Origin of the sequence: Streptomyces tibetensis (genome assembly GCF_007655005.1) — a bacterium.
Lineage (GTDB): Bacteria > Actinomycetota > Actinomycetes > Streptomycetales > Streptomycetaceae > Streptomyces > Streptomyces tibetensis.
Genome location: NZ_SZVW01000010.1, coordinates 114404 through 136462, shown reverse-complemented (window position 1 = coordinate 136462; position 22059 = coordinate 114404). Strand labels below are relative to the sequence as shown.

The 22059-nt window shown below is 72.0% G+C and carries 28 protein-coding genes and 1 pseudogene; 8 read left to right on the top strand and 21 right to left on the bottom strand.

What is annotated here, in order from left to right:
• Positions 1-42 precede the first annotated feature (42 nt).
• From FDO69_RS18540 to FDO69_RS18530, 3 genes are all read right to left on the bottom strand, one after another.
• A complete protein-coding gene (locus FDO69_RS18540) occupies positions 43-471 on the bottom strand; it encodes an OsmC family peroxiredoxin (protein WP_104780954.1) in 429 nt (142 codons plus the stop codon).
• A 158-nt stretch (positions 472-629) separates the two neighbouring features.
• Positions 630-2705 carry a phage holin family protein gene (locus FDO69_RS18535; protein WP_104780953.1) on the bottom strand — a complete coding sequence of 692 codons (2076 nt, stop codon included), beginning with the start codon at positions 2703-2705 and terminating at the stop codon, positions 630-632.
• A 113-nt stretch (positions 2706-2818) separates the two neighbouring features.
• Positions 2819-3220, bottom strand: coding sequence for a hypothetical protein (locus FDO69_RS18530; protein ID WP_102913940.1), 402 nt, complete (start codon positions 3218-3220; stop codon positions 2819-2821).
• 83 nt (positions 3221-3303) lie between these two features.
• On the opposite strand from FDO69_RS18530, the gene FDO69_RS18525 reads away from it, so the two are divergent.
• Complete coding sequence (locus tag FDO69_RS18525) at positions 3304-4077, top strand: MBL fold metallo-hydrolase (RefSeq protein WP_104780952.1); 774 nt, start codon at positions 3304-3306, stop codon at positions 4075-4077.
• Positions 4074-4709: a DedA family protein gene (locus FDO69_RS18520; protein ID WP_234387986.1), complete on the top strand. Its 636-nt coding sequence runs from the start codon at positions 4074-4076 to the stop codon at positions 4707-4709. Before FDO69_RS18525 ends, FDO69_RS18520 begins: the two co-directional genes overlap by 4 nt.
• A gap of 79 nt (positions 4710-4788) precedes the next feature.
• Here FDO69_RS18520 and FDO69_RS18515 read toward each other — a convergent pair whose 3' ends face one another.
• The 5 genes and pseudogenes from FDO69_RS18515 to FDO69_RS18495 form a co-directional block, all read right to left on the bottom strand.
• Positions 4789-5841, bottom strand: a complete 1053-nt coding sequence (locus FDO69_RS18515; protein ID WP_104780951.1) for an MBL fold metallo-hydrolase — start codon at positions 5839-5841, stop codon at positions 4789-4791.
• A complete protein-coding gene (locus FDO69_RS18510) occupies positions 5838-7085 on the bottom strand; it encodes an aminotransferase class I/II-fold pyridoxal phosphate-dependent enzyme (RefSeq protein WP_104780950.1) in 1248 nt (415 codons plus the stop codon). Before FDO69_RS18510 ends, FDO69_RS18515 begins: the two co-directional genes overlap by 4 nt.
• A 228-nt stretch (positions 7086-7313) precedes the next feature.
• Positions 7314-7652: pseudogene (locus FDO69_RS43065) on the bottom strand (hypothetical protein); the annotation flags it as partial.
• A gap of 826 nt (positions 7653-8478) precedes the next feature.
• Entirely contained in the window at positions 8479-9273 is a 795-nt protein-coding gene (locus FDO69_RS18500; RefSeq protein ID WP_104780948.1) for an RNA polymerase sigma factor SigF, read from the bottom strand.
• A 288-nt stretch (positions 9274-9561) separates the two neighbouring features.
• On the bottom strand, positions 9562-9747 hold the full coding sequence (locus tag FDO69_RS18495; protein ID WP_104780947.1) for a hypothetical protein: 186 nt from the start codon (positions 9745-9747) through the stop codon (positions 9562-9564).
• 157 nt (positions 9748-9904) lie between these two features.
• On the opposite strand from FDO69_RS18495, the gene FDO69_RS18490 reads away from it, so the two are divergent.
• From FDO69_RS18490 to FDO69_RS18480, 3 genes are all read left to right on the top strand, one after another.
• Positions 9905-10306, top strand: coding sequence for a DUF2795 domain-containing protein (locus FDO69_RS18490; RefSeq protein WP_104781096.1), 402 nt, complete (start codon positions 9905-9907; stop codon positions 10304-10306).
• A gap of 72 nt (positions 10307-10378) precedes the next feature.
• Positions 10379-10810, top strand: a complete 432-nt coding sequence (locus tag FDO69_RS18485; RefSeq protein ID WP_104780946.1) for a CBS domain-containing protein — start codon at positions 10379-10381, stop codon at positions 10808-10810.
• Positions 10811-10942: 132 nt separating this feature from the next.
• Positions 10943-11485, top strand: coding sequence for a type 1 glutamine amidotransferase domain-containing protein (locus FDO69_RS18480; protein ID WP_104780945.1), 543 nt, complete (start codon positions 10943-10945; stop codon positions 11483-11485).
• A gap of 136 nt (positions 11486-11621) precedes the next feature.
• Here the strand turns inward: FDO69_RS18480 and FDO69_RS18475 are convergent, their stop codons facing one another.
• A complete protein-coding gene (locus tag FDO69_RS18475) occupies positions 11622-11879 on the bottom strand; it encodes a DUF6158 family protein (RefSeq protein ID WP_104780944.1) in 258 nt (85 codons plus the stop codon).
• A 94-nt stretch (positions 11880-11973) separates the two neighbouring features.
• Here FDO69_RS18475 and FDO69_RS18470 point away from each other — a divergent pair, with 94 nt between their 5' ends.
• Positions 11974-13074, top strand: a complete 1101-nt coding sequence (locus tag FDO69_RS18470; protein WP_104780943.1) for a baeRF2 domain-containing protein — start codon at positions 11974-11976, stop codon at positions 13072-13074.
• Positions 13075-13183: 109 nt separating this feature from the next.
• Here the strand turns inward: FDO69_RS18470 and FDO69_RS18465 are convergent, their stop codons facing one another.
• Both FDO69_RS18465 and FDO69_RS18460 read right to left on the bottom strand, forming a co-directional pair.
• Positions 13184-14803 (bottom strand): ATP-binding cassette domain-containing protein, encoded by a 1620-nt coding sequence (locus FDO69_RS18465; protein ID WP_104780942.1) that lies wholly within the window; start codon positions 14801-14803, stop codon positions 13184-13186.
• Between the two features lie 62 nt (positions 14804-14865).
• Positions 14866-15405, bottom strand: a complete 540-nt coding sequence (locus tag FDO69_RS18460; protein WP_104780941.1) for an MOSC domain-containing protein — start codon at positions 15403-15405, stop codon at positions 14866-14868.
• Positions 15406-15588: 183 nt separating this feature from the next.
• On the opposite strand from FDO69_RS18460, the gene FDO69_RS18455 reads away from it, so the two are divergent.
• Both FDO69_RS18455 and FDO69_RS18450 read left to right on the top strand, forming a co-directional pair.
• Positions 15589-16410 carry a class I SAM-dependent methyltransferase gene (locus FDO69_RS18455; RefSeq protein WP_104780940.1) on the top strand — a complete coding sequence of 274 codons (822 nt, stop codon included), beginning with the start codon at positions 15589-15591 and terminating at the stop codon, positions 16408-16410.
• 42 nt (positions 16411-16452) lie between these two features.
• Complete coding sequence (locus FDO69_RS18450; RefSeq protein ID WP_104780939.1) at positions 16453-16623, top strand: hydrophobic protein; 171 nt, start codon at positions 16453-16455, stop codon at positions 16621-16623.
• A gap of 57 nt (positions 16624-16680) precedes the next feature.
• Here the strand turns inward: FDO69_RS18450 and FDO69_RS18445 are convergent, their stop codons facing one another.
• Genes FDO69_RS18445 through FDO69_RS18400 form a run of 10 tightly spaced genes read right to left on the bottom strand, consistent with a single transcriptional unit; the run spans position 16681 to position 22059 of the window.
• Positions 16681-16944: a gas vesicle protein K gene (locus tag FDO69_RS18445; RefSeq protein WP_031108664.1), complete on the bottom strand. Its 264-nt coding sequence runs from the start codon at positions 16942-16944 to the stop codon at positions 16681-16683.
• 38 nt (positions 16945-16982) lie between these two features.
• Positions 16983-17171, bottom strand: coding sequence for a gas vesicle protein (locus FDO69_RS18440; RefSeq protein ID WP_003994122.1), 189 nt, complete (start codon positions 17169-17171; stop codon positions 16983-16985).
• A 16-nt stretch (positions 17172-17187) separates the two neighbouring features.
• The gene (locus tag FDO69_RS18435) at positions 17188-17943 is read right to left on the bottom strand and encodes a GvpL/GvpF family gas vesicle protein (protein WP_104780938.1); all 756 of its coding nucleotides are present in this window, start codon (positions 17941-17943) and stop codon (positions 17188-17190) included.
• Entirely contained in the window at positions 17940-18278 is a 339-nt protein-coding gene (locus FDO69_RS18430) for a gas vesicle protein (RefSeq protein WP_104780937.1), read from the bottom strand. Before FDO69_RS18430 ends, FDO69_RS18435 begins: the two co-directional genes overlap by 4 nt.
• Entirely contained in the window at positions 18275-19396 is a 1122-nt protein-coding gene (locus FDO69_RS18425) for an SRPBCC family protein (protein WP_104780936.1), read from the bottom strand. The genes FDO69_RS18430 and FDO69_RS18425 overlap by 4 nt, the downstream gene beginning before the upstream one ends.
• The gene (locus tag FDO69_RS18420) at positions 19393-20172 is read right to left on the bottom strand and encodes a DNA primase (protein WP_138430119.1); all 780 of its coding nucleotides are present in this window, start codon (positions 20170-20172) and stop codon (positions 19393-19395) included. Before FDO69_RS18420 ends, FDO69_RS18425 begins: the two co-directional genes overlap by 4 nt.
• Positions 20169-20432 (bottom strand): gas vesicle protein GvpG, encoded by a 264-nt coding sequence (locus tag FDO69_RS18415; protein WP_104780935.1) that lies wholly within the window; start codon positions 20430-20432, stop codon positions 20169-20171. The genes FDO69_RS18420 and FDO69_RS18415 overlap by 4 nt, the downstream gene beginning before the upstream one ends.
• A gap of 4 nt (positions 20433-20436) precedes the next feature.
• Positions 20437-21210 (bottom strand): GvpL/GvpF family gas vesicle protein, encoded by a 774-nt coding sequence (locus tag FDO69_RS18410; protein WP_104780934.1) that lies wholly within the window; start codon positions 21208-21210, stop codon positions 20437-20439.
• Positions 21207-21641 carry a gas vesicle structural protein GvpA gene (locus FDO69_RS18405; protein WP_104780933.1) on the bottom strand — a complete coding sequence of 145 codons (435 nt, stop codon included), beginning with the start codon at positions 21639-21641 and terminating at the stop codon, positions 21207-21209. Before FDO69_RS18405 ends, FDO69_RS18410 begins: the two co-directional genes overlap by 4 nt.
• A 46-nt stretch (positions 21642-21687) precedes the next feature.
• Positions 21688-22059 (bottom strand): gas vesicle protein GvpO, encoded by a 372-nt coding sequence (locus FDO69_RS18400; protein ID WP_104781095.1) that lies wholly within the window; start codon positions 22057-22059, stop codon positions 21688-21690.

Sequence of the window (22059 nt, the reverse complement as noted above, 5' to 3'; positions counted from 1 at the left end):
CCGCCCCCGGTGGGCGGGCCCGCGCGACGGGGATGTGGCAGGTCAGGCGAGCTTGGCGGTCAGGGTGATGGGCGTCGCCTTGAGGGCCTGGCTGACCGGGCAGCCGACCTTGGCCTCTTCGGCGGCGGCCTGGAAGGCCGCCTCGTCGACGCCGGGGACGGTGCCCTCGACGGTGAGGTGGATGCCGGTGATGCCCTCACCGGGCTGGAAGGAGACGTCGGCCGAGGTGATGAGCTTGGTGGGCGGCGTCCCGGCCTTGTTGAGGATGTTGGAGAAGGCCATGGAGAAGCAGCTGGAGTGGGCTGCCGCGATCAGCTCCTCGGGGCTGGTCTTGCCGTTCGCCTCCTGGGCGCGCGAGGCCCACGTGACCGGCTGCTCGCCGATGGCACCGGAGGAGTCGAAGGTGACGACTCCGTTGCCCTCGAGCAGGTTGCCTTCCCAGACCGTGTGTGCGGAGCGCGTGGTAGCCACGAGTTCTTCCTTTCGCGTACGGACTCGCGTGCGGGCCCGTCGCCGGGCCCCGTAACCCCCCATCCGATCACACTACGGCCCAACTCACGCGGACGACCTGCCCTCTGGCGGTGAACGGCGGCCGAACTCCCTGCGGGACCAGGTGCTTCGAGGGGAGTTCAGGCGGCGCGCTCCTCCTCGGTGGCCTCCAGCGGCACCTGCGGTCCGTTCGACTCGCGCAGCCAGCGCCGCAGGACCCGGTGCACGTGCTCGGCGCCGACGAGTTCCTCACCCTCGCCGACCGGTGCGGAGACGCCGAGCGGGGACAGCAGGAAGGGTCTGCCCTGGGCGCCGCCGAGGCCACCGTGGGAGCCGATCTGCTCCTCGAAGGCGAGGACTTCGCCGTCGGCCGGGTCGTGGAAGGAGTTGACCATGATGTCGGCGGTGTGCGGGAAGGAGTGCGTACGGCGTATCGCGTCGGCCGCGCCCGGGCCGAAGGGGGCGAGCGGGCCCGGATTGTCGTCGAGGTCGGCCAGCGGGATCTCGGCGCCGTACGCGCCGAGGACGACACCGCCGTGCTTCTCGCTGCGGACCAGCAGGAAGCCGATGCCGGGGTGGTTGGCGAGGGTCGGCAGCAGCGCGGGGTGGCGGGCGTCGATCTCCTCCTTGCTCATCCGGTGCGAGACGTCCGGGAAGGAGACCAGGCCGAGGTTGCCGGAGGCCAGCACGATCGGCTCGGAGTCGCGTGCGGGGCGGTGCTGTTCGCCGGTCTCCGCGACGGGGAAGCGCAGCGCGGCGCGCACGGCGGCGCGGGCCTCCGCGCCACTGCGGGTGCGTTCCGCCTTGCGCGGAACGGGCATGCCGCAGCCGGCCCGCACCAGGTCGCCGAGCGTGAGGCCGTAACGGGAGCGGAAGGTCTCGCCGGGGCTCTGGCCGTGGTCGGACAGCACGACGAGCCGGTACGGACGCGGGGCGTGCTCGGCGACATTCTCGATCAGGGCGAGCGAGCGGTCGAGGCGTTCGAGGACCTTCTGCGCGTCGCGGCTCGCCGGGCCGGAGTGGTGGGCGACCTCGTCGTAGGCCACCAGGTCGGCGAAGACGGCCGTGCGGCCGACGAGCATGTCGCCCGTCACGGCGGCGACCACGACGTCCCGCTCGACGACCGTCGCGAACGCCCGGACGAGGGGGTAGAGGCCGCCGCGCGAGACGCGCGGGCGCTGCTTGCGCAGGCTCGCCCGGGTGGACTGGCCGATCTCGCGGCCCACCTCGGCGACGAAGGAGAGCGCGGTGCGCACGGCGTTGGCCGGGTCGCAGAAGTAGGCGAAGTAGCCCGCGCGGGAACGGTTCTCCCGGCTGCGGCGGCGGGCCGCGATGGACAGCACGAGGGCCTGTTGTTCCGCGCCGCCGCTGAACAGGTTGCCGCGGCTGGCGCCGTCGACGGTGAGCAGCCCGCCGTGCCCCGCATGTTCGACGGCGCGGCGCTGAAGGTCGGCGGCGCTGGTCGGGCGGTTGCAGACGACCACCTCGCGGGTGTCCTTCTCGTACCAGCGGAAGGCGGGGACGTCGTGGTTGCTGCCGTGCAGGATGCCGAGCTGGCTGGCGCCGGTCTGGCTGGACCAGTCGGTGCGCCAGGGGGTGAGCCGGTGGGTGGGGCGGCCGCCGTCGCCGATGTCGAGCCAGCGGGCGACGGTGGGCATCAGGCCCTTGCCGACCGCGTCGAGCAGGATGTCGTGGCCGACGCCGTCGAGCTGGACGAAGACCGTGCCGGGGGTGGCAGGAGAGGGCGGTCCCGACCGGCGGCGGCGGTCGGAGAGGCGGTACAGCCTGCGGCGGTAGGCGTCGTCGTCCCGCACGGTCAGGGCGGCGCCGGTCGCGGACGCCACGGCGGACATCACGGCGGCGACGACGACGGCGGTCTCCGGCGCGGCGGCCCCGCGCTCGGCGGGGTTGAGGTGCAGGGCCAGCAGCAGCAGGGCGCCGTTGAGGAAGAACACCAGCAGTCCCAGCACCAGCGCCGGTACGAGCAGCAGCAGCCGCACGAGCAGTGGCCACACCAGGGCCGACAGCAGGCCGAAGGCGCCCGCGCCGAAGGCCGCCGTGACGGCTATGTCCGTCGCGCTGTCGCCGTTCTCCGAGCGGAGCCGGAAGTCCGGAAGGATCCCGGCGAGTACGAGCATGGTCACGGTGGAGACCGCCCACACGGCGACGCTCCGCCCCACCTGACTGGCGACCCGCCGCCACCGCACGCCCCGCACGCCCCGCCACCTCACGTCCCTGGCCCGCAGTCGCGGCGAGCCCTCCCCCACAGTGTCTCAACGCCCGGCCGGGCGGTTTCGTCCCCAGGCCGCACACCGGTGAGGGGACGGCGTCAGCGCCCGTCGTAGCCGGCCGTCGGCATCGACAGCCGCCGGTGCACGCACGCCTTCATCGCCGCGTCGTACGCAGGCTCCGCATGCCCCACCGTCTCCACCCGTACACCGCGCCGGGCGCATTCGGCGGTGAACTCCTCGACGGAGGCGAGCGCACTCTCCAGGACCCGCCGGCTGGGCGCGACGAACACGTCGAGGCCGGGCCGGACGCCGTCCCACAGGGCGCCGTGGTCGGGCCGCAGCCCCCGGACCAGTAACTCCCGGCTGACCACGTACCCCCGCTCGGCGGCCCAGCGGGCGCACATCGCGTGCTGGCTGCGGGAGTCGACGAGGAACGGATCGTCGTCCAGCTCCTCCAACGGCGTCAGACTCGCGATCGCCGTGACCCGCACCGGCACCATGGCGTCCCCCCTCACCTCCGGTTTCGCCGCCGACCCTACTCCTGCACGTAGGCTTCGGGGAGTCGCGCGAAGGAGGCAAAGAAGTGCCGGTGGAGATCACCTGGTGGGGTCACGCCACTTGCACCGTCCAGGATTCGAACGTGCGCGTGCTCACGGATCCCCTGTTCGCACGCCGGCTCGCACACCTGCGCCGCCGGCGCGGAGCCCTGCCGCCCCCGGGCGCCCCGCACGCGGACGTGGCGCTGGTGTCGCATCTGCACGCCGACCACCTGCACGTACCGTCGCTGATGCGGCTCGCCGAGGGCACGCGCCTGCTCGTGCCGCGGGGCGCGCGCCGGGCGGTGCCGGGTCTGCGCCGGCTCACGCATCTGCGGGTGAGCGAGGTGGCGCCCGGCGACGAGACGCCGGTCGGCGACATCGTCGTACGGGCCGTGCCCGCGCGGCACGACGGGCGGCGGCTGCCGTTCGGGCCGCACCGCTCCCCCGCGCTCGGCTACGTCATAGCCGGCGAGGCCCGGACGTACTTCGCCGGGGACACCGGGCTGTTCGACGACATGGCCGACGAGGTCGGGCCGGTCGAGGTGGCGCTGCTGCCGGTGGGCGGCTGGGGGCCGTACCTGGGCGAGGGGCACCTGGACGCGGGCCGGGCGGCGCAGGCGCTGGCACGGCTGGCGCCGCGCAGTGCGGTGCCGGTGCACTACGGCACGTACTGGCCGATCGGCATGGACGCCGTGCGCCCCCACGAGTTCCACGCGCCGGGCGACGAGTTCGCCCGGCTGGCGGCCCGGCACGCGCCCGCGGTCTCGGTGCACCGGCTCGGGCACGGGGAGAGCGTGCGCCTGGAGGCCGCGCGGTGAACTGGTCCGCGCCTGTGGCGCTCGCGGCGTCGGCCGTCACACCGGCGTCCCTTGTCCCGGAGTCCACGCAGCAGGCGATCGGCTATCCGACGCTCTTTCTGCTGGTGCTGGCCGGGGCACTGGTGCCGGTGATTCCGACCGGCGCGCTGGTGAGTTCGGCCGCGGTGGTCGCCGTGCACCGGACGGCGCCGTTCTCGCTGGCGGTGGTGTTCGTGACGGCGTCACTGGCGGCGTTCCTGGGCGATGCGGCCCTGTACTGGCTGGGGCGGCGCGGACTGAAGTCGAAGAACGGGTCGCGGTGGCTGGAGGCGATCCGGTCGCGTGCGCCGGAGGACCGGCTGGAGCAGGCGCAGGAGAAACTCGCCGCGCACGGGGTGGCGGTGCTGGTGCTGTCCCGGCTGGTGCCGGCGGGGCGTATCCCGGTGATGCTGGCCTGTCTGCTGGCGGAGTGGCCGCTGCGGAGGTTCTCCCGGGGCAACCTGCCGGCCTGTCTGGCCTGGGCCGCGACGTACCAGGTGATCGGGATCCTCGGGGGGTCGCTGTTCGCCGAGCCGTGGCAGGGTGTGCTGGCGGCGATCGTGCTGACCGTGCTGATCAGCGCGGCGCCGGCGGTCGTGCGGCGGGTGCGGTAGCGCCCTGGGGGTCGTGGTTGTTCCCGGGGTGCGGGTGCGTTGCGGTTCTTCGCGCAGTTCCCCGCACCCCTGATCTCCCCTACAGCACCTTCGATGCGCCCACCGGCATGTCCCACAGGTCTTCCCGGGGCAGGCCCGCCTTTTCCCAGGCCGCGCGTACGCGTGTGAGGGGTTCCATGACCGGCTCGGCCGACAGCACGAACGTGGCCCAGTGCATGGGGGCCATCCGGGCCGCGCCCAGGTCCTGGGCCGCGCGGACCGCTTCTTCGGGGTCGCAGTGGACGTCACGCAGCCACCAGCGGGGGTCGTAGGCGCCGATGGGCAGCAGGGCCAGGTCGATGCCGGGGTAGCGGCGGCCGATGCGGGAGAACCAGTGGCCGTAGCCGGTGTCGCCCGCGAAGTAGACGCGTTGGCCGCCTCGGTCGGTCAGGACCCAGCCGCCCCACAGGCTGTGACAGGTGTCGGTGAGGCTGCGCTTGGACCAGTGGTGGGACGGGACGAAGTCGAAGCGGACACCGTCCAGTTCGGCCGCCTCCCACCAGTCGAGCTCCGTCACGCGCGTGAAGCGGCGGCGGTGGAACCAGCGGGCGAGCCCGGCCGGGACGAACACCGGGGTGTCGCGCGGGAGACGGCGCAGGGTGGGGGCGTCGAGGTGGTCGTAGTGGTTGTGGCTGATGACGACGGCGTCGACGCGCGGAAGGTCCTCCCAGGGGACGCCGACGGGGGTGATGCGGGCGGGGGTGCCGAGGATGCGGCGGGACCACACCGGGTCGGTGAGGACCGTCAGTCCGCCGATGCGCAGCACCCAACTGGCGTGGCCCGCCCAGGTGACGGCGACGGTGCGGGCGTCGACGCGGGGCAGCGGGGCCGGGGCGTAGGGCAGCCGGGGGATGTCGGCCAGGCCTTGCGGTCCGGGTCTCACCGCGCCCTCGCGGGCGAAGCGGGCCATGGCCTTCAACCCCGGGAGCGGCGCGGTCAGTCGGTCGTGGAAGGTGCGCGGCCACACCCGCCGCTCGGCCAGGGGCCGGGGTTCGGCCAGGGGCGGGTGCGGGGGTGCCAGAGGCGACGGGAAGACGGGCTCGTCGGCTGCCCGGGAGGTCGCGCTGGTGGTCGACTCGTACTGCTGCGTCATCGATGAGGCTCCCCTCGCTCGGCGTCGTCGCGGAGATCGCCGAAGACCGACTTCAGCCGGATCAACGCACGGTGCACGTGCGGCAGTTCCAACGGTGTGGGTGAGGTGAGGCATTCCGCGCGTTCCGCGTCGGAACCCGCCACCAGTGCGCCGGTGGAAAGCCGCACGCGCGGGGCTTCGAGGTCGTCGCCGAAGCGGTGCCCGCCCGGGGCGGGCATGCCGAGGCGTGCGGTGAGGAAGTCCTCCAGTTCCTGTGCGTCGCCGATGCCGTGCGCGGTCAGCGCGGGGCTCAGCGGGGCCAGGTCCACGTACAGGTGGCGGCCCGACCGCGGGGGCCGCGCGAGAGCGCCCGCGGCGACGACGGCGGTGTGCGCCGCGGCGGCCAGGAGCGCGTGCAGGCGCACGGCGGCCGCCACGCGCGCGGTGACCGATTCCGGCTCGCCGAGGGCGTACCCGGCCGCCGCGGCGACGGGCGCGGCGACGCGGGCGTCGAGAGCGGTGAGGACGTCGAGGACGCGCGCGTGGAGACCGGCCCCGTCCTCCCCGGCCGGGAAACGGGCCACGGCGGCGGGCCAGCCGGCCGGGAGCAGGGCCCCGGCCAGGTCGGTGACGACGGTGACCCGGTCGGGCACCATCTCGGCGGGACTGAGCAGCACCGTCTCGCGCGTGTCGTGCAGGGTGTCGCGCCAGGTTTCGTCGCTGACCAGGTGCAGGCCCTCCCCCTGGGCGGCCTCAAGGGTCTCGTGGAGCAGTTCCGGAGGGGCGACGGTCGCGGTGGGATCGTCGGCGACGGACAGCACGAGCAGCCGCGGGTCGCCGCCCTCGGCGCGCACCCGGCGCACGGTCTCCAGCAGGGCGTACGGGTCGGGTACGCCGCCGCTCTCCGGCGGGGTCGGCACATGGAAGGCGGGGCGTCCCAGCAGACGAGCGTACGGCGCCCACCAGGCGGCACAGGGTCTCGGCACCAGGACGTCGCCGCCGAGGGCCGCGGTCAGCGCGAGCAGCAGGGCGGGCGCGCCGGGGGCGGACGCCACCCGGTCGGGTTCGCAGCGCAGTCCGCGCCGGTCCCAGTAGCCGCAGGCGGCCTCGCGAAGGGCCCCGCCGCCACCGACCGGCTCGTGGCCGCCCCGGGACGCCGCGGCGGCGAGCACCGCGGACAGCTCCGGCAGGACCGGCAGCCCGTCGTCGGGGAGTGGCGGCCCGAACCGGACGGGGCCGTGACCTTCGGGGGCCGTCCGCCGCATCCGTACCTCCGCAGTGCCAGTGCCTGGTGCCGCCGTGTCGTGCCGCCCTCGACGCGTGTGCCGTCCGCTGCCCGGTGGCCCGTACGGCGCGGCTGGTGCCCTCGGCCACCGGGTACCCCGGGTGCCACCGCCCCATGGGCGAGGGCCGGGTCGTGATGGTCACAGCATGAGCGGGCCCGGCCGGGGAAGCCGTTGCCGTCCGGGGCCGGTGGGACCGGGCCCGGCAGGTCAGCGGTAGGGGTCGGTCTTCCGGTTGCGCAGCCGGTGCACGGCGGCGCCGAACGCGCCCGCGATCAGGACTCCGCCCGCCACCAGGGCCGGCACGGAGTCGGTGAAGGCACCGCCGTCACCGGCCCGTACGCCACGCTGGACGGCCGCCGGCTCGCACTCGGTGGGCCGCGGTTCGCGGTGGTGCGGGGGTTCGGGGCAGGGTTTGTGGGTGGGTGGGCGTGCGGGCCGCTGCGAGGGCTCGTGGGGCGCGGAGCCGTGGGTCACGGTGAACGTCGCGCTCCACGGTGTTCCCTCGCCGCCGGGGGCGGCCGGGCAGGTGCCGTCGACGGTCCACGCCGGGTCCTCCCCCTCGGCGTCGGTCGTCGCCGGGTCTTCCCCCTCGATGTCGGTCCAGGCCGGGTCTTCCCCCTCGATGTCGGTCCTCGCCGGGTCTTCCCCCTCGGCGTCAGTCCACGCCGGGCCCTCCCCTTCGGCGTCAGTCCTCGCCGGGTCTTCCCCCTCGGCGTCGGTCCTCGCCGGGTCTTCCCCCTCGGCGTCGGTCCTCGCCGGGTCTTCCCCCTCGGCGTCGGTCCACGCCGAGTCCTCCCCCTCGGCGTCGGTCGACGCCGAGTCCTCCCCTTCGGCGTCCGGGTCGCCCTCGACGTTCTCAGCCGGGGAGATCAGGGCCGTGCCGCGGTAGGCCGGGCCGGACACCTCGTCGTCGTTGCCCGTGACCAGCCGCAGCGGCACCGTGCCCTCGTCGAAGGCCTGCGAGGTTGCGTCGATGCTGTCGGGCGGCGGCCCGTCGGTCGGGTCGCAGCTGACCGAGACGGTGAGCGTGCCTCCGGGCTGGACGGTGGCGGGACTGACCTCGGCGGCCGGTTCGGAGGATTCGGCCGGCGCGAAGCCCACCAGGGCCGAGCCGGCCAGGACGGAAACGGACAGGGCGAACAGGCTGCGGCGCATCGAGGGGACTCCTTCGGTGGTGATACCCCTCTGCCATGACAGCCAGGCCTCCATGGCGCCGCGCGCGGCGCGGCCCCATTGGCGGGACAGTGCCACTCAACCGAGTGAATCGGAGCGCCCCAGAGGCCCGCGGCTGTACCGATACGCGGTTTTGCCGCGGGGGCGCGACAAGCCACCACGGGCCCGCACCCGCGCCGACCGCGTCAGCCCCGCGGCGCTAGGCGACATCCCGCATGACCTGCTCCCGCACCCGCCCGCAGCACCGGCTGATCAGCCGGGACACGTGCATCTGCGAGATCCCCAGCTCCTCGGCGATCCGGCTCTGCGTCATGTCGCCGAAGAACCGCATGTAGAGAATCGCCCGCTCCCGCTCGGGCAGGGCGGCCAGCCTGGCCTTCACGGACTCGCGGTCGACGACCGTGTCCAGGGCGGGGTCGGTGGAGCCCAGCGCGTCACCCAGGGAGTACCCGTCCTCGCTGCCGGACAGCTCCGCGTCCAGGGACAGCGCCGAGAAGCTCTCCAGCGCCTCCAGGCCGGCCCGGACGTCCTCCTCGCTCATGTTGGCGTGTGCGGCGAGCTCGGCCACGGTGGGCTGCCGGCCGGAGATGCTCTGGGACAGGTCCTGGCCGGCGACCCGCACCCGGTTGCGCAGATCCTGGACGCGGCGGGGGACGTGCAGGGTCCACATGTGGTCCCGGAAGTGCCGCTTGATCTCTCCGGTGATGGTCGGCACGGCGTAGCTCTCAAACGCGTTGCCGCGCTCGGGGTCGTACCGGTCGACGGCCTTGACCAGGCCGAGGGCCGCGACCTGGCGCAGATCCTCGAAGCTCTCGCCGCGGCTGCGGAAGCGTCCGGCGAGGCGGTCGGCCATGGGCAGCCAGGATTCGACGATCTCGTCGCGGAGGGCGTCGCGCTCCGGGCCGACGGGCATCGAGGTGAGCCTGCGGAAAGCCTCGGCGGTGTCGGGAGCGTCGTCGTGGGGGTGCTTCTGCGCGCGAATACGGGTCGGCATGATACGTCGCAATCCCTTGAAAGTGCATGGGCCGGACGGTCACCGTGGAAGCGCATCCGCTGTGGGACAGGGCCTCGGTGGCGGCGCGCGACGCCGCTCCCACGGGCGTGCCTCCTGTCCGAAGCACTGATGAGCGCCTGCCCCCGGCCCCTACCCGCAAACCCGGGCGGGTCTCCCGCGGTCGGGCCGGGCGGAGAGCGCCTCCACGACGTCCGAAGCGACAACTGCCGTACCTCACCGGCTCGATCGGCCCGCGCCGGCAAAGGAAATCGACGGTCGAGCAGGGCTTCAGGGCGAAGGTGCGGGAGTTCCTGCCGGGGCGGGAGAGGACGTGACCACCGCGGCGGTGGGCGAAACGGCGGCCGGTTCACGCCGGTCGGCCTCGTCCTGCGGCAGCAGCAGCTCCTCGTAACGGCCCAGCACCAGTACCACTCCGAGCATGAGAAGCGGAATGAGCACAGCGAGCAACGCCATGGCGTGTCCTTCCCCAGGGAGGTGTGGGGGGCGATCCGGGTCTCCCGCAGGGCACGGCGCAAACCGGTACGGACAGCGGCGATCGGACCGACGTAACCGGTGTCGCCCTCCGGTGTTCGGGTACGCGGTGCGGGCCCCCGAACGTCTGGAGGGAGACATGCAGCGAGGCAGCGACCGGCTGAGCGTCCACCGGGACGACGAGATGAAACACGAACTGCAGGGTCTGCTCAGGTCCGGGCACCCCACGCGCAGTGAGGAGTGGCACGACCCGGAGCCGGCTGCCGAGGACGACCCCGAGGTCGCCCACGGGCCGGTGACGCCGAGCCGTGCGCCGACGTCACTGGAGTCGGTGCGGCTGGAACTGGCCCGGATCCTGGGTCGCAAGGCGTTCCCCGCGAGTCCGCGGGAGCTGACCCGCGAGCTGCGCGGCCACCAGGCGCCCGACGTCCTCGTCGAGGCCCTGGAGGGGCTGCCGCGCCAGGAGCGCTACGGCAGTGTCCAGGAGCTGGCCCAGGCCCTCGTCCGGGCCCGTGAGACCGGTCCGGAGCAGTACGCGTAGGGACCGCGTCGGGGGCACCGCGGCCTGCCGCGGTGCCCCCACCGGCTTGGAGACGGAGGGGAGGGCCGAGTGATGGCCGAGTACGTGAAGGACGTGATGACGGCGGGTGTGGTCGCTGTGCGCCCGGACGCCTCGCTCGTCGAGGCGGCGCAGCTGATGCGGACGCAGAACATCGGCGACGTGGTGGTGGCCGAGGGGCAGGACGTGATCGGCGTGCTCACCGACCGTGACATCACCGTACGGGCCGTCGCGGACGGCGCCGACCCGATGACGGTCAGCGCGCGGACCGTGTGCACCAGGAATCCGGTGACGGTGGCGCCGGACGACCGGGTGACGACCGCGGTGGAGCTGATGCGCGAGCACGCGGTGCGCCGGCTGCCGGTGGTGGAGAACGGACTGCCGGTCGGGATCGTGAGCCTCGGCGACGTGGCCGAGGCCGAGGACCCGGCGTCGGCACTCGCCGACATCAGCCGGGCCGTCCCGGACGCCCCGGGCGACGCGTGAGCCCGGATCGGGCCGAGCGGATCGGCGCCAGCCACCGCCGACACGAAGAACGAGAACCACGAGAACACGAGAACCGGACAGGGAGCGACGGCGCGCCGGAGCGCCGTCGCTCCGGGAAAGGACGTTGACATCATGCGTATCGCGTTTCTGGTCGCGCCCGAGGGCGTCGAGCAGGTCGAGCTGACCGATCCGTGGCAGGCCGCGAAGGACGCCGGTCACGAGCCCGTGCTGGTGTCGACACAGCAGGGTGAGATCCAGGCCTTCAACCACCTCGACAAGGCGGACACGTTCCCCGTAGACGAGGTCGTGGGCGACACCGCGCCTGACTCGTTCGGTGCTCTCGTGCTGCCGGGCGGTGTCGCCAACCCGGACTTCCTGCGGATGGACGACAAGGCCGTCGCGTTCATCAGGGACTTCTTCGAGCACGGCCGCCCTGTGGCGGCGATCTGCCACGCGCCGTGGACGCTGGTCGAGGCGGACGTCGTACGCGGCCGGGAACTCACCTCCTGGCCGAGCCTGCAGACCGACATCCGCAACGCGGGCGGCACCTGGGTCGACCAGCAGGTGCAGGTCTGTGACCACGGGGCGAACAAGCTGGTCACCAGCCGCAAGCCGGACGATCTGAAGGCGTTCTGCGAGACCTTCCTCGACGTCTTCGCCCAGGAGGCCGCCTGACGGCGCTCCCGCCGGCCGGGGCCTTCGAATCGTGCGGGCACTGCCGAACCGTGCGTGCCACTGCGCGGAGCTTCGCCCGCGTGGTTCAGCAGGACCCGGCGAGCCGGTGGGCGCGCTCCGCTCGCAGGAGAGGGGCTCAGGTGCCGGGGGTCGTGGGAGTCGTCGACTCCCCGCTCCCCCGCTCCCGGGCCCCTTCGCGCGTGCGGCCTGCGGCCACCGGGCGGCGCGGGTTGCGGCGCAGGTACTCGCCCTCCAGCTGCGCCATGCGCTCGTTGTGGGCGCGCAGCGCGTCGTTCGAGCCGTAGAGCAGTGTGTCGTGGCGCGTGCGGTGGATGGTCTCGAGCTCTTTCATGAGCTGCTGGTCGTCCAGCCGGTCAGGTTCCACTCCGGTCATTGTGTCGCCCCGCTCGTCGTGTTCGTCTCTGCGGTCCGGGTACCCGCCCCCGGAGCAACTGAGCACTACCCCCGAGCGGCATCCGGGAGGAACCATGGATCTCGCCTTTCTGCACCCACTGTACGAACACCCCGGGCCTTGGGCCTCCGTGTACGTCGACACCTCACGGCACACGGAGGGCACTCCTCACGAGCGGGAGCTGACCGCCCGGGCGATGGCCGGGCGACTGGCCGAACAGGGAGCGGACGAGGCGACGTGCCAGGCCGTGCGCAGCGCGATCGAGGATCTGAAGCACTCCTCGGAGCCGCACGGCCGGGCCCTCTTCGCCCGCGCCGGCGAGGTCGTCCTCGACCCGCCGCTGGTCCGTCCCCCGCAGGGCGGTGACTGGGCCGAATGGGCGCCGCTGCCGCGGGTCGCACCGCTGCTGGAGCTGGCCGGGGAGGACCCGGTGTGCGTGGTGGCGTACGTCGACCGCAAGGGCGCGGATTTCGAGCTGCGCAACGCACTGGGCCGGGAGGACGCCGGGAGCGTCACCGGGCGGCAGTGGCCGGTGCACCGGACGGCCTCCGCGGACTGGTCCGAGCGGCATTTCCAGCTGCGGGTGGAGAACACCTGGGAGCACAACGCCGTGGAGATCGCCGACGCGCTCGCGGTGTGCCAGGAGGAGACCAAGGCCGACCTGCTGATTCTCGTCGGCGACGACCGGGAACGGCGGTCCGTGCACGAGCGGCTGCCCAAGCGGCTGCACGACCTGGTGGTGGAGGCGCCGCACGGCGCGGGCAGCCGGCTGCTCGACGAGGACGTGGAGCGGGCCCGGGCCGAGCATGTGGGGCGGCAGGCCGAGGCGGAACTGGAACGCTTCCGCGCGGCCCGCACCCCGGACGACGAGGGCCGGCCCTCAGCCGCCGAGGGCGTGCCTGCGCTGGTCGAGGCGGCGCGGGAGCACCGCATCGACGAGTTGCTGGTCAGGGTGGACGGGCCCGACGCGCACCGCGAGGTGTGGATCGGGGAGGACCCCGACCAGCTCGCGGTGCGCCGCACGGACCTGAAGGTCCTCGGCGAGCAGCACTCGTGGCCGGCTCGGGCCGACGACGCGCTGATCCGTTCCGCGGTGGCCACGGACGCGCCGGCGCTGGCTGTTTCCCAGGAGGATGTGCCGGTGGGGGGCCTCGGCGCACTGCTGCGCTGGAAGTGAGCGGGGTTTTTGTGCGCCCAGCCTCCGCAGCGGTGTCTCGGATGCCGCGTGTGCGGGTACCTCGTGGCTGGTCGCGCGGTTCCCCGCGCCCCTCCAGGGGGCACAGCCCCTAACGGGCGCGTTCCACCCTGCGTTCGTCCCAGACCGGGTCCGGGGTCTCCCGGACCCGGCCGTCGCTGCCGAAGACGAGGAAGCGGTCGAAGGAGCGGGCGAACCAGCGGTCGTGGGTGACAGCGAGGACCGTGCCGTCGAAGGCCTCCAGGCCCTCCTGGAGCGCCTCGGCGGACTCCAGGTCCAGGTTGTCGGTCGGCTCGTCCAGCAGCAGCGCCGTCACGCCCTGGAGCTCCAGCAGAAGGATCTGGAAGCGGGCCTGCTGGCCGCCGGAGAGACGCTCGAACGTCTGCTCCGCCTGCTGGGTGAGCTCGTAGCGGCGCAGCCGCGAGGACGCGGCGCCGCGGTCCTGTGCGTGGTCCTTCCACAGGATGTCGAGGAGCGTGCGGCCCTCCAGCTCCGGGTGGGCGTGCGTCTGGGCGAAGTGGCCGGGCACGACCCGGGCGCCCAGCTTCCAGTCCCCCGTGTGTGCCACGTCGTCGCCGGCGAGCAGGCGCAGGAAGTGGGACTTGCCGGAGCCGTTGGAGCCGAGGACCGCGACGCGTTCGCCGTAGAAGACCTCCAGGTCGAAGGGCTTCATCAGGCCGGTGAGCTCCAGGTTCGCGCAGGTGACCGCCCGGACGCCGGTGCGGCCGCCCTTGATGCGCATCCTGATGTCCTGCTCGCGCGGCGGCTCCGGGGGCGGGCCGGCCTCCTCGAACTTGCGCAGCCGGGTCTGCGCGGCCGCGTAGCGGGAGGCCATCTCATGGCTGACGGCGGCAGCCTGACGCAGCGTCAGCACGAGCTTCTTCAGCTGTGCGTGCTTCTCGTCCCAGCGCTTACGCAGCTCCTCGAAGCGGGCAAAGCGCTCGCGCCGGGCCTCGTGGAAGGTGGCGAAGCCGCCGCCGTGCACCCAGGCGTCGGCGCCCACGGGGCCGGGCTCCAGGGAGATGATCTTCTCGGCGGCCCGGGCGAGGAGTTCACGGTCGTGGGAGACGAACAGGACCGTCTTGCGGGTCTCCTTCAGCCGCTCCTCCAGCCACCGTTTGCCGGGGACGTCGAGGTAGTTGTCGGGCTCGTCGAGGAGCAGCACCTCGTCCGTGCCGCGCAGCAGCGCCTCCAGGACGAGCCGCTTCTGCTCGCCGCCGGAGAGGGTGCGGACCTCCCGGAACTGCGCCTTGTCGTACGGCACCCCGAGCGCGGCCGTGGTGCACATGTCCCACAGCGTCTCGGCCTCGTAGCCGCGGGCCTCGGCCCAGTCCGCGAGGGCCTGCGCGTACGCCAGCTGGGCAGCCTCGTCGTCGACGGTCATGATGGCGTGCTCGGCCTTGTCGACGGCCTGCGCGGCCTCACGGATGCGGGGCGTCGCGACGGACACGAGCAGGTCCCGCACGGTCGTCTCGTCGCGTACGGATCCCACGAACTGCCGCATGACCCCGAGTCCGCCGCCGACGACCACGGAGCCGCCGTGCGGCTTGAGCTCACCGGCGAGCATCCGGAGCAGGGTGGTCTTCCCGGCGCCGTTGGGCCCGACGAGGGCCACGACGGCCCCCTCCCCCACCCGGAACGAGACATCACCCAGCAGCGCCCTTCCATCGGGCAGGTAGTACTCCAGGTGCGCGGCTTCGAGGTGTCCCATGGGCGCGATTCTGGGCGGGCCGGGGCCTTGGGGGCAAACGGGTTTCGGCGCCGAGGTGCCGGTCAGACCCGTTCCAGCGGCCGGTGCGGCTCGCTCGGAAGCTCCACCTCGATCGGGTCACCGGGGCGCACCACTCCCCCTTCCCGCACCACGCTCATGATCCCCGCCTTGCGCACGAGGTTCCCCGCCTCGTCGCGCCCGACGACCTGCTTGAGCAGCCCGTCCTGGAAATGATCGATCTGCACGCAGGGGTTGCGCAGCCCGGTGACCTCGAGGACCGCGTCGCCGAGGCGCAGCAGGGTGCCCGTCGGCAGTCCGAGCAGGTCGATGCCCCGGGTGGTGATGTTCTCTCCGAGTTCGCCGGGCGCCACCTCGAACCCGTCCTCGCCGACCTCGGCGAAGAGCTCCTCGTGCATGAGGTGGACCTGGCGCAGGTTCGGCTGGGTGGGGTCCTGCGCGACGCGTGAGCGGTGCTTGACCGTCACCCCGGCGTGCACGTCCCCCTCCACCCCGAGGCCCGTGAGCAGCGTGATGCTCTCCCGGTTCGGCTTGGTGAAGGAGTACTCCCCGTTGCTGCTGACGGCCGTGACGTGCGCGTTCATCTCTCGGTTCCCCCTGTGTCGCCGATGGTGATCAGTCCCGAGCCTGCCCCGTGGGCACCGGTGTGTCCAGCTTCTTGCGACTGACGCTTCGTCAGTCCATATGGCAGGATGCGGGTCTCACAATGCGGCTCCCCCGCGTACGGTGATCTCCTGCCGACCCGACCGGAAGGGGTGGGATCCGCCATGCCGGAACCCCGGGACACCGCCGTCTACACCCACGGGCACCACGAATCCGTACTGCGCTCGCACACCTGGCGGACCGCCGCCAACTCGGCCGCGTACCTGGTGCCTTCGCTCAGGCCCCACATGAAGATCCTGGACATCGGCTGCGGGCCGGGCACGATCACCGCCGACCTGGCGGAGCTCGTGCCCGACGGGTGTGTCACCGGCGTCGACCGGGTGCCGGAGATCCTGGACCGGGCACGCGCCACGGCGGCCGGGCGGGGCCTTGCCAACATCGACTTCGCGGTCGCCGACGTCCACGCACTGCAATACCCGGACGACACGTTCTGCGTGGTCCACGCCCACCAGGTGCTCCAGCACGTGGGCGACCCGGTGCGGGCGCTGCGCGAGATGAAGCGGGTCGTCAGGCCCGGCGGGTTCGTCGCCGTGCGGGACGCCGACTACGCGGCCATGACCTGGTACCCGGCCTCTGAGGGGCTCGACGACTGGCTGGACCTCTACCGCCGGGTCGCCCGGGCCAACGGCGGCGAGCCGGACGCCGGACGCCGGCTGAAGGCCTGGGCGCAGCAAGCCGGCTTCACGGACATCACGGCGACCTCCGGCACCTGGACGTTCGCCACGCCCGAGGAGCGGGCCTGGTGGAGCGGGCTGTGGGCGGACCGCACGCTGGCGTCGGCGTACGCGGACCGGGCCCGGCTGGGCGGGCACGCCGACGACGGGGAACTGCGGGCGGTGGCCGGGGCCTGGCGGGAGTGGGGCACGCGGGAGGACGGGTGGTTCAGCGTGCTGCACGGAGAAATTCTCTGCCGGAAGGAAGCCTGAAACACCGTTTCGGGGACACCCTGAAAGCAGGAGGTTCGAATTATGGTTCCCATCCTGCTGGTACTGCTTCTGGCTTTGGTTCTGTTCGGTGCCGGATTTGCAGTAAAGATTCTCTGGTGGATCGCACTCGCGGTTCTCGTCCTGTGGCTCCTGGGATTCTTCGTCCGCGGTACGTCGGCAGCCGGCGGCAGGGGCCGTTGGTACAAGTGGTGAATGAGCACCCCTCTTCCCGGGCCTGGGTCAGGGCCCGGGAAGAGGGATGAGCGGGACTCAGTCCCGCGGAAGCAGCGGTCCGAGCGGCCCGAGGTCCAGATTGAGGTCCTCGGGCCGCAGTCCGTAGCGCTCGCGCAGTTCCGTCATGCGCTCGTCGAGCAGCATGAGCGTGAGCCCGATCCGCTCCTCCTGCTCCTCGCTCAGGTCCCCCACGTCGAACCGGCGCAGCGCCTGGCGCTCCATGAGCTGGCGCAGCAGCTCCACCACCGTCAGCACGAGTTTGACCAGGTCGCGCTCGACCGTGTCGGGCTCCAGATCCATGTGCTTGCGGCGCGGCCGGGGCTGGTCGTCGGGGCTGGTCACAGCAACTCCTCGAACGGTGAGGGCACCTGGGCGTTCACCGAGCTGATGAGCGCGTTGAGGTCGATCCGCACGAGGTCGACGTCGGCGATGCGCAGGGTGATGTCCCCCGTGATCACGACGCCGCCGGCCAGCAGCCGGTCGAGCAGGTCCACGAGGGCGACCTCACGGCGTTCCACTACGGTCACGGATTCTTCCCGTCGTTCATGTGGCCTCCCCGGCGAACGAATAGGCCGCCCAGGGGCCGGTGAGTTCGATGCGCATTCCGGGCACCTCCCCCTTCGTGCGGTCCACCAGTTCCACGAATTCCTCGGAATGCGCACGCGGAACGAGATAGGCGGCGTTCAGTACGTTCCGCCCGGTCGCCTTGGAAAGCGCGGGGTTCTGCGGGGGATGCATCCGGGAATCCTCCGCAAATGCGGAAAGCTCCTCGTGCAACCTGGTCGAGAAAGTCTCGGCCTTCTGCCACATTTCCTCGTGGGACCTGGTCTGCATACGCCGCTGTCGCAGGTAGTCGCGACCCGACGCCGCCTTCTGCGGGGGCCGGGCGCTCTCCTGCGGTTCGGACTCGGCGTAGACCTTGACGCCCCACTCGACCCGGCCTTCCAGCCGGTCCAGGGTGCCCCGGAAGTCCTCCTCGCGGGCCTCCATCATCATCCGCACACCGCTGTCGTCGTGGAAGACGGTGCCGAGACGCAGCGGCAGCGGGGTGGTGACGGTGGTGAGCGCGTCGATGACGCCCTGGTGGGCCCGGGCTGTTTCGGTGAGCCAGTCCAGGTCCTCCAGATGGCGCCGGAGCGGCTCCTCGGCGAAGTCCCGCTCCGGCACGTGGCTCACCACGGCCACCAAGCCGTGGTGAGTCAGTGCTCTGGGTGGATCACCCGCGACCCCGGTCAGCTGGGCCTGGAGGGGTGTGCCGAAGGGGCGGCAGACGGCGTAGACGTACCGCAGTCCGGTCACGGTGCCTCCTTCTTCTCCGCGCGGCCGGGCTCCAGTTCCTCCAGCCGGGCCAGCCTCTCGCGCAACTCGGCGTTCTCACGGGCCAGTTCGTCACGACGGGCCCGTGAGCTCAGGGCCGGGTCGGTCTCCCACCAGTCGATGCCCATCTCCTTCGCCTTGTCGACCGAAGCGACGATCAACCGCAGTTTGATGGTGAGGAGTTCGATGTCGAGCAGATTGATCCGGATGTCGCCCGCAATGACGATGCCCTTGTCCAGCACCCGTTCGAGGATGTCGGCGAGGTTGGCACTGCTTCCCTGACCGTAGGGCTCGGGCATCCTGCTGGGCGTCGTCATCGCCGGCTCCCCGCCTCGACTTCCTCGTCCTCGTCCTCGTACTCGTCGTCCTCGTACTCAGCCTCGGGCTCCTCCTCGCCCTCGGGCTCTTCTTCCCCGGCCTCCTCGTCGTACTCGGCCTCGGAGTCGTCCTCGGCCTCACCCTCGGGCTCCTCTTCGCCCTCCTCGTCCGTCTCCTCCTCGTCGTACTCGTCCTCGGGCTCCTCGCCCTCGGGGCTCTCCTCCTCGGACTCCGACTCCTCCTCGGCGACGGCGTCCTCGTGGCTGCGGACGACCTCGCCGTCGCGGATCTCACCGCGCCAGCCGTCCTCCGCCTCGCCCTTGATCGTGATGAAGCGGACGAAGTTCTTGAGGTCGAGCCGGGCCCTGCGGCCCTGGGAGCGCCAAATGTTGCCGGTCTTCTCGAAGAAGCCGGAGGGGTAGTACTCGATGACGAGCAGCACGCGGGTGAGGTTGTCGGTGAGCTGGTGAAAGGAGACGACGCCCTTCGTGGTGCCCTTGGCGCCCTCGGAGGTCCAGGCGATGCGGTCGTCGGGGACCTGTTCGGTCGTGGTCGCCTTCCAGCTGCGGTTGGACCACCAGACCTTCAACTGCCAGTCGGAGGTGGTGTCATCGGACTTGCTCGCGGCCTTGACGCCTTTCGCGAAGGTGCTGAAGTCCTGGTACTGGGTCCACTGGTCGTACGCCGTGCGCAGCGGTACGCCGACATCGATGTGCTCGATGATGACGGTGGGCTTGTTGCCGGAACGGCCCTTGCCCTTGCCTTTGCCCTTGCCGGCGAGGCCCTTGAAGGCGCCTGTGACCTTGTCCTTGAGCTGCGAGCCGCCGGTCTCCAGTGCGGCGCGCAGCGGCCCCTTGCCCTCGGCGATCTTGCGGCCGCCTTCGAGGGCGAGCTTGGCGAAGCCGGGGCTGTTGCCCTCGGCGATGTCGTTCAGCTTGCCGGTGGTCTCGCCGAGCTTGTGGCCCACGCCGGTCAGCACGCGCGTGGCCTGAGCGGCGAGGTACTCCTGCAGTTCGGCCTTCAGCCGGTCGGCGGCCTCGCTGTGAGCCAGGTCTGTGAGCGGGTTCTTCGTCCCTCCGTTGGCGGCGGACTTCGCCGAGCCGAGAGTGTCACTCATTCCTCACCGCCTCCCTTCTGCAGCCGGGACCGGGCGCCACCGCCCCGGCCCCCGGAGGTCGCCTTCTTGGCGGGCGTGGTCTTCTTCGCCGCCGCCTTGCGGCCCGCCGTCTTCTTCGCGGGAGCCTTCTTGGCAGGGGCCTTCTTGGCGGGAGCCTTCTTGGCGGGAGCCTTCTTCGCCGCCTTCTTCGCCGGCGCCTTCTCGGCGGGAGCCTTCTTGGCGGGAGCCTTCTTCGCCTCGGGCTCCTCTTCCTCGTCGGAGGCCTCGGGCTCCTCTTCCTCTTCCTCTTCCTCTTCCTCGTCGGAGGCTTCGGGCTCCTCTTCCTCCTCGGGCTCCTCTTCCTCCTCGGCTTCGGAGTCCTCAGGCTCGTCTTCCTCGCCGAGTCCGGAGTCCTCGGGCTCCTCGGGTTCCTCGTCCTCGTACTCGGCGTCCTCGGCGTCGTCGTCCTGGCCGGGCGCCACGCCCGTCAGCTGGTCACGCACCTTGGCGGTCCGGCCGTGCAGCCGGTCGGCGAGGGCGTCGATCTGCCGCTCGACCATGGCACCGGAAGCGGCCTTGCCGACACCGCGCAGATCCTGCCGCAGCTGGTCGCCGATCTCCTTGAACTGCGGGTTGTTCCGCAGCTGCTGCTGGACCAGATCTGCGACCATGCGCGGGCTCAGGTTCAGTTTCTTCCCGGCGACCAGGCCACCGACGGCCATCGCCATCTTCAGTTTCTTGGTCCGTCCCAGGAGATATCCGGCCCCTATCGCGAGACCCAGTCCCGTTCGGTTCATTGTGTTGTCCCGTTGCCTGTTCCCGCGCTGCCGCGCGAAGCGATCTCCAACCGGTCGAGGAGCTCGTCCTCAAGACGGTCGAACTCCTCCTCCGTGATCTCCCCGGCCTCCAGCTGCTCCTCCAGTCGGCCCAGTTCGGCCCGTATCGTGGCGGGGTCGTAGTAGATCCGCTCGGCCTCCTGGACGACCTGCTTGATGGCCCAGGCGCTGCCGCGTGCCGGTGCGAACGGCAGCAGCAGCACCTCCGAGATCAGGCCCACGTCGTCACCCCGCTCCGGTGTCCGTGCCACTCACCACGGTGCCCGCGGGCTCGGCCGGGCCGGGCTCGACGAAGCTGTACGGCGGCAGCGGTCCGTTGACCCGCACCTCCAGGTGCGGCATGTCCTTGCGGAGCTGCTCGACCGCGGCCAGGAACGACTCGGCCGTCTCCCGGTTCACCAGGAACGACACGTTCGCCAGCCAGCCCGTGGACTCGGGGCCCTCGCTCACGTCATCGGCGACCGGCTCCAGGGCCCGCCGCACCGCGGCGCCGTCGTCGGCCTCCTTGGCCTTGACCGCTGCCGCGACCAGCTCGCCGAGCCGGATCTTGTCGTCGTAACTGCCGCCGCCCGCCTGCCGGTTGGCCTCCGCGAGCCCGCGGATGTCGGGGCTCTCGGCCATCACCTGGTGCAGGACGGCCTCTTCGACGTGATTGGCCTTGACGTTGTACTCGACCCGGTTGTCCAGGGCCTGCAGCCGCTCCTTGTAGTGCTCGGCACGCTCGGCGAGCACCGCCGTGATGGAGTTGTCGTCCGGGGCGACGCTGCCGAACCGCATGGGCAGCACGCAGCCGGCCGCGCCGGCCTCGCTGAGCACGTTCTGGTGGGCGAGCAGGTCCTTGCGCTTGGGCCGCAGCCCCTCGGGCGCCTCACTGACGACGGCCGCCAGGTCACCCTCCCGCAGGATGCGCACCTCGCGGGGCGGGTCGCCGACGCCGCCCATGCCCTCGGGCAGGGCGGGGTGCGAGCTCGCAGCGATGCCGTAGACGTAGGTGCTCACTCCTGCTCCTCCTTCCGGCGGGACGACGTGCTCTTACGGGCGCGCGGACGGGACTCGCCCTGACGCTCGGAGCCTTCGTCACGCGCCTGCTTGAAGGCGTCGGATATGGTCTCGGCGGCGCCGGACAGCGCCCCCTTGGACTTGCCGCGGGCACCGGACTCGGTCATCTCCCCGACCAGGTCGGGCAGGCCCGGGTCCTTGCGCGGCCCGGCCTCCAGGTCGAGCCGGTTGCACGCCTCGGCGAAGCGCAGATAGGTGTCGACGCTGGCGACGACGACGCGTACGTCGATCTTGAGGATCTCGATGCCGACCAGGGACACTCGGACGAACGCGTCGATCACGAGCCCCCTGTCCAGAACGAGTTCGAGCACGTCGTAGAGACCGCTGCTGCCGCCTCCGCCTCCGGACTGCTGTGCCGGTACGACAGTCATGCCGGGTGTTCCTCCTCGTGTGTGGGTGCTGGTTCGTTCGGGCGGCCTAGCGGCCGCCGGACCTGCGCGCGTCGGACCGACCACGTTCGTAGCGGCGGACGCGCCGGTAACCCGTGAGCTGCCCCTCTGCGTCGAGCTCCACCTGGTAGCTCGCCATCAGGCTCATCGTGTCGGGTACGCGCTCGAGTTCGAGGACCTCGACCTCCAGCGCCCAGCCCTCCTCCGTCTGCTCGAAGGACGACACGGACTCGGCTTCCATGCCGGTGAGCTCCGCGAGCTGGCCGCGCGCCTGGCGCAGCACCTCCATCGGCCTCGGCCGGCTGTCGGCCTTCTGGTTGTCGTTCGTCTTGTCCGAATTCTGTGAGTCCTGAGACTTCTGTGAACTCTGTGACTCTTGCGTGTTTTTTGTGTTCGACAT

Bases quoted from the DNA above. Each gene is read 5' to 3' on its own strand.
- FDO69_RS18530 (WP_102913940.1), bottom strand. From the start codon at position 3,220: ATGGTGCCGGTGCGGGTCACGGCGATCGCGAGTCTGACGCCGTTGGAG.
- FDO69_RS18515 (WP_104780951.1), bottom strand. From the start codon at position 5,841: ATGACGCAGCAGTACGAGTCGACCACCAGCGCGACCTCCCGGGCAGCC.
- FDO69_RS18510 (WP_104780950.1), bottom strand. From the start codon at position 7,085: ATGCGGCGGACGGCCCCCGAAGGTCACGGCCCCGTCCGGTTCGGGCCG.
- FDO69_RS18500 (WP_104780948.1), bottom strand. From the start codon at position 9,273: ATGCCGACCCGTATTCGCGCGCAGAAGCACCCCCACGACGACGCTCCC.
- FDO69_RS18495 (WP_104780947.1), bottom strand. From the start codon at position 9,747: ATGGCGTTGCTCGCTGTGCTCATTCCGCTTCTCATGCTCGGAGTGGTA.
- FDO69_RS18490 (WP_104781096.1), top strand. From the start codon at position 9,905: ATGCAGCGAGGCAGCGACCGGCTGAGCGTCCACCGGGACGACGAGATG.
- FDO69_RS18485 (WP_104780946.1), top strand. From the start codon at position 10,379: ATGGCCGAGTACGTGAAGGACGTGATGACGGCGGGTGTGGTCGCTGTG.
- FDO69_RS18480 (WP_104780945.1), top strand. From the start codon at position 10,943: ATGCGTATCGCGTTTCTGGTCGCGCCCGAGGGCGTCGAGCAGGTCGAG.
- FDO69_RS18475 (WP_104780944.1), bottom strand. From the start codon at position 11,879: ATGACCGGAGTGGAACCTGACCGGCTGGACGACCAGCAGCTCATGAAA.
- FDO69_RS18470 (WP_104780943.1), top strand. From the start codon at position 11,974: ATGGATCTCGCCTTTCTGCACCCACTGTACGAACACCCCGGGCCTTGG.
- FDO69_RS18465 (WP_104780942.1), bottom strand. From the start codon at position 14,803: ATGGGACACCTCGAAGCCGCGCACCTGGAGTACTACCTGCCCGATGGA.
- FDO69_RS18460 (WP_104780941.1), bottom strand. From the start codon at position 15,405: ATGAACGCGCACGTCACGGCCGTCAGCAGCAACGGGGAGTACTCCTTC.
- FDO69_RS18455 (WP_104780940.1), top strand. From the start codon at position 15,589: ATGCCGGAACCCCGGGACACCGCCGTCTACACCCACGGGCACCACGAA.
- FDO69_RS18450 (WP_104780939.1), top strand. From the start codon at position 16,453: ATGGTTCCCATCCTGCTGGTACTGCTTCTGGCTTTGGTTCTGTTCGGT.
- FDO69_RS18445 (WP_031108664.1), bottom strand. From the start codon at position 16,944: ATGGATCTGGAGCCCGACACGGTCGAGCGCGACCTGGTCAAACTCGTG.
- FDO69_RS18430 (WP_104780937.1), bottom strand. From the start codon at position 18,278: ATGACGACGCCCAGCAGGATGCCCGAGCCCTACGGTCAGGGAAGCAGT.
- FDO69_RS18425 (WP_104780936.1), bottom strand. From the start codon at position 19,396: ATGAGTGACACTCTCGGCTCGGCGAAGTCCGCCGCCAACGGAGGGACG.
- FDO69_RS18420 (WP_138430119.1), bottom strand. From the start codon at position 20,172: ATGAACCGAACGGGACTGGGTCTCGCGATAGGGGCCGGATATCTCCTG.
- FDO69_RS18405 (WP_104780933.1), bottom strand. From the start codon at position 21,641: ATGACTGTCGTACCGGCACAGCAGTCCGGAGGCGGAGGCGGCAGCAGC.
- FDO69_RS18400 (WP_104781095.1), bottom strand. From the start codon at position 22,059: ATGTCGAACACAAAAAACACGCAAGAGTCACAGAGTTCACAGAAGTCT.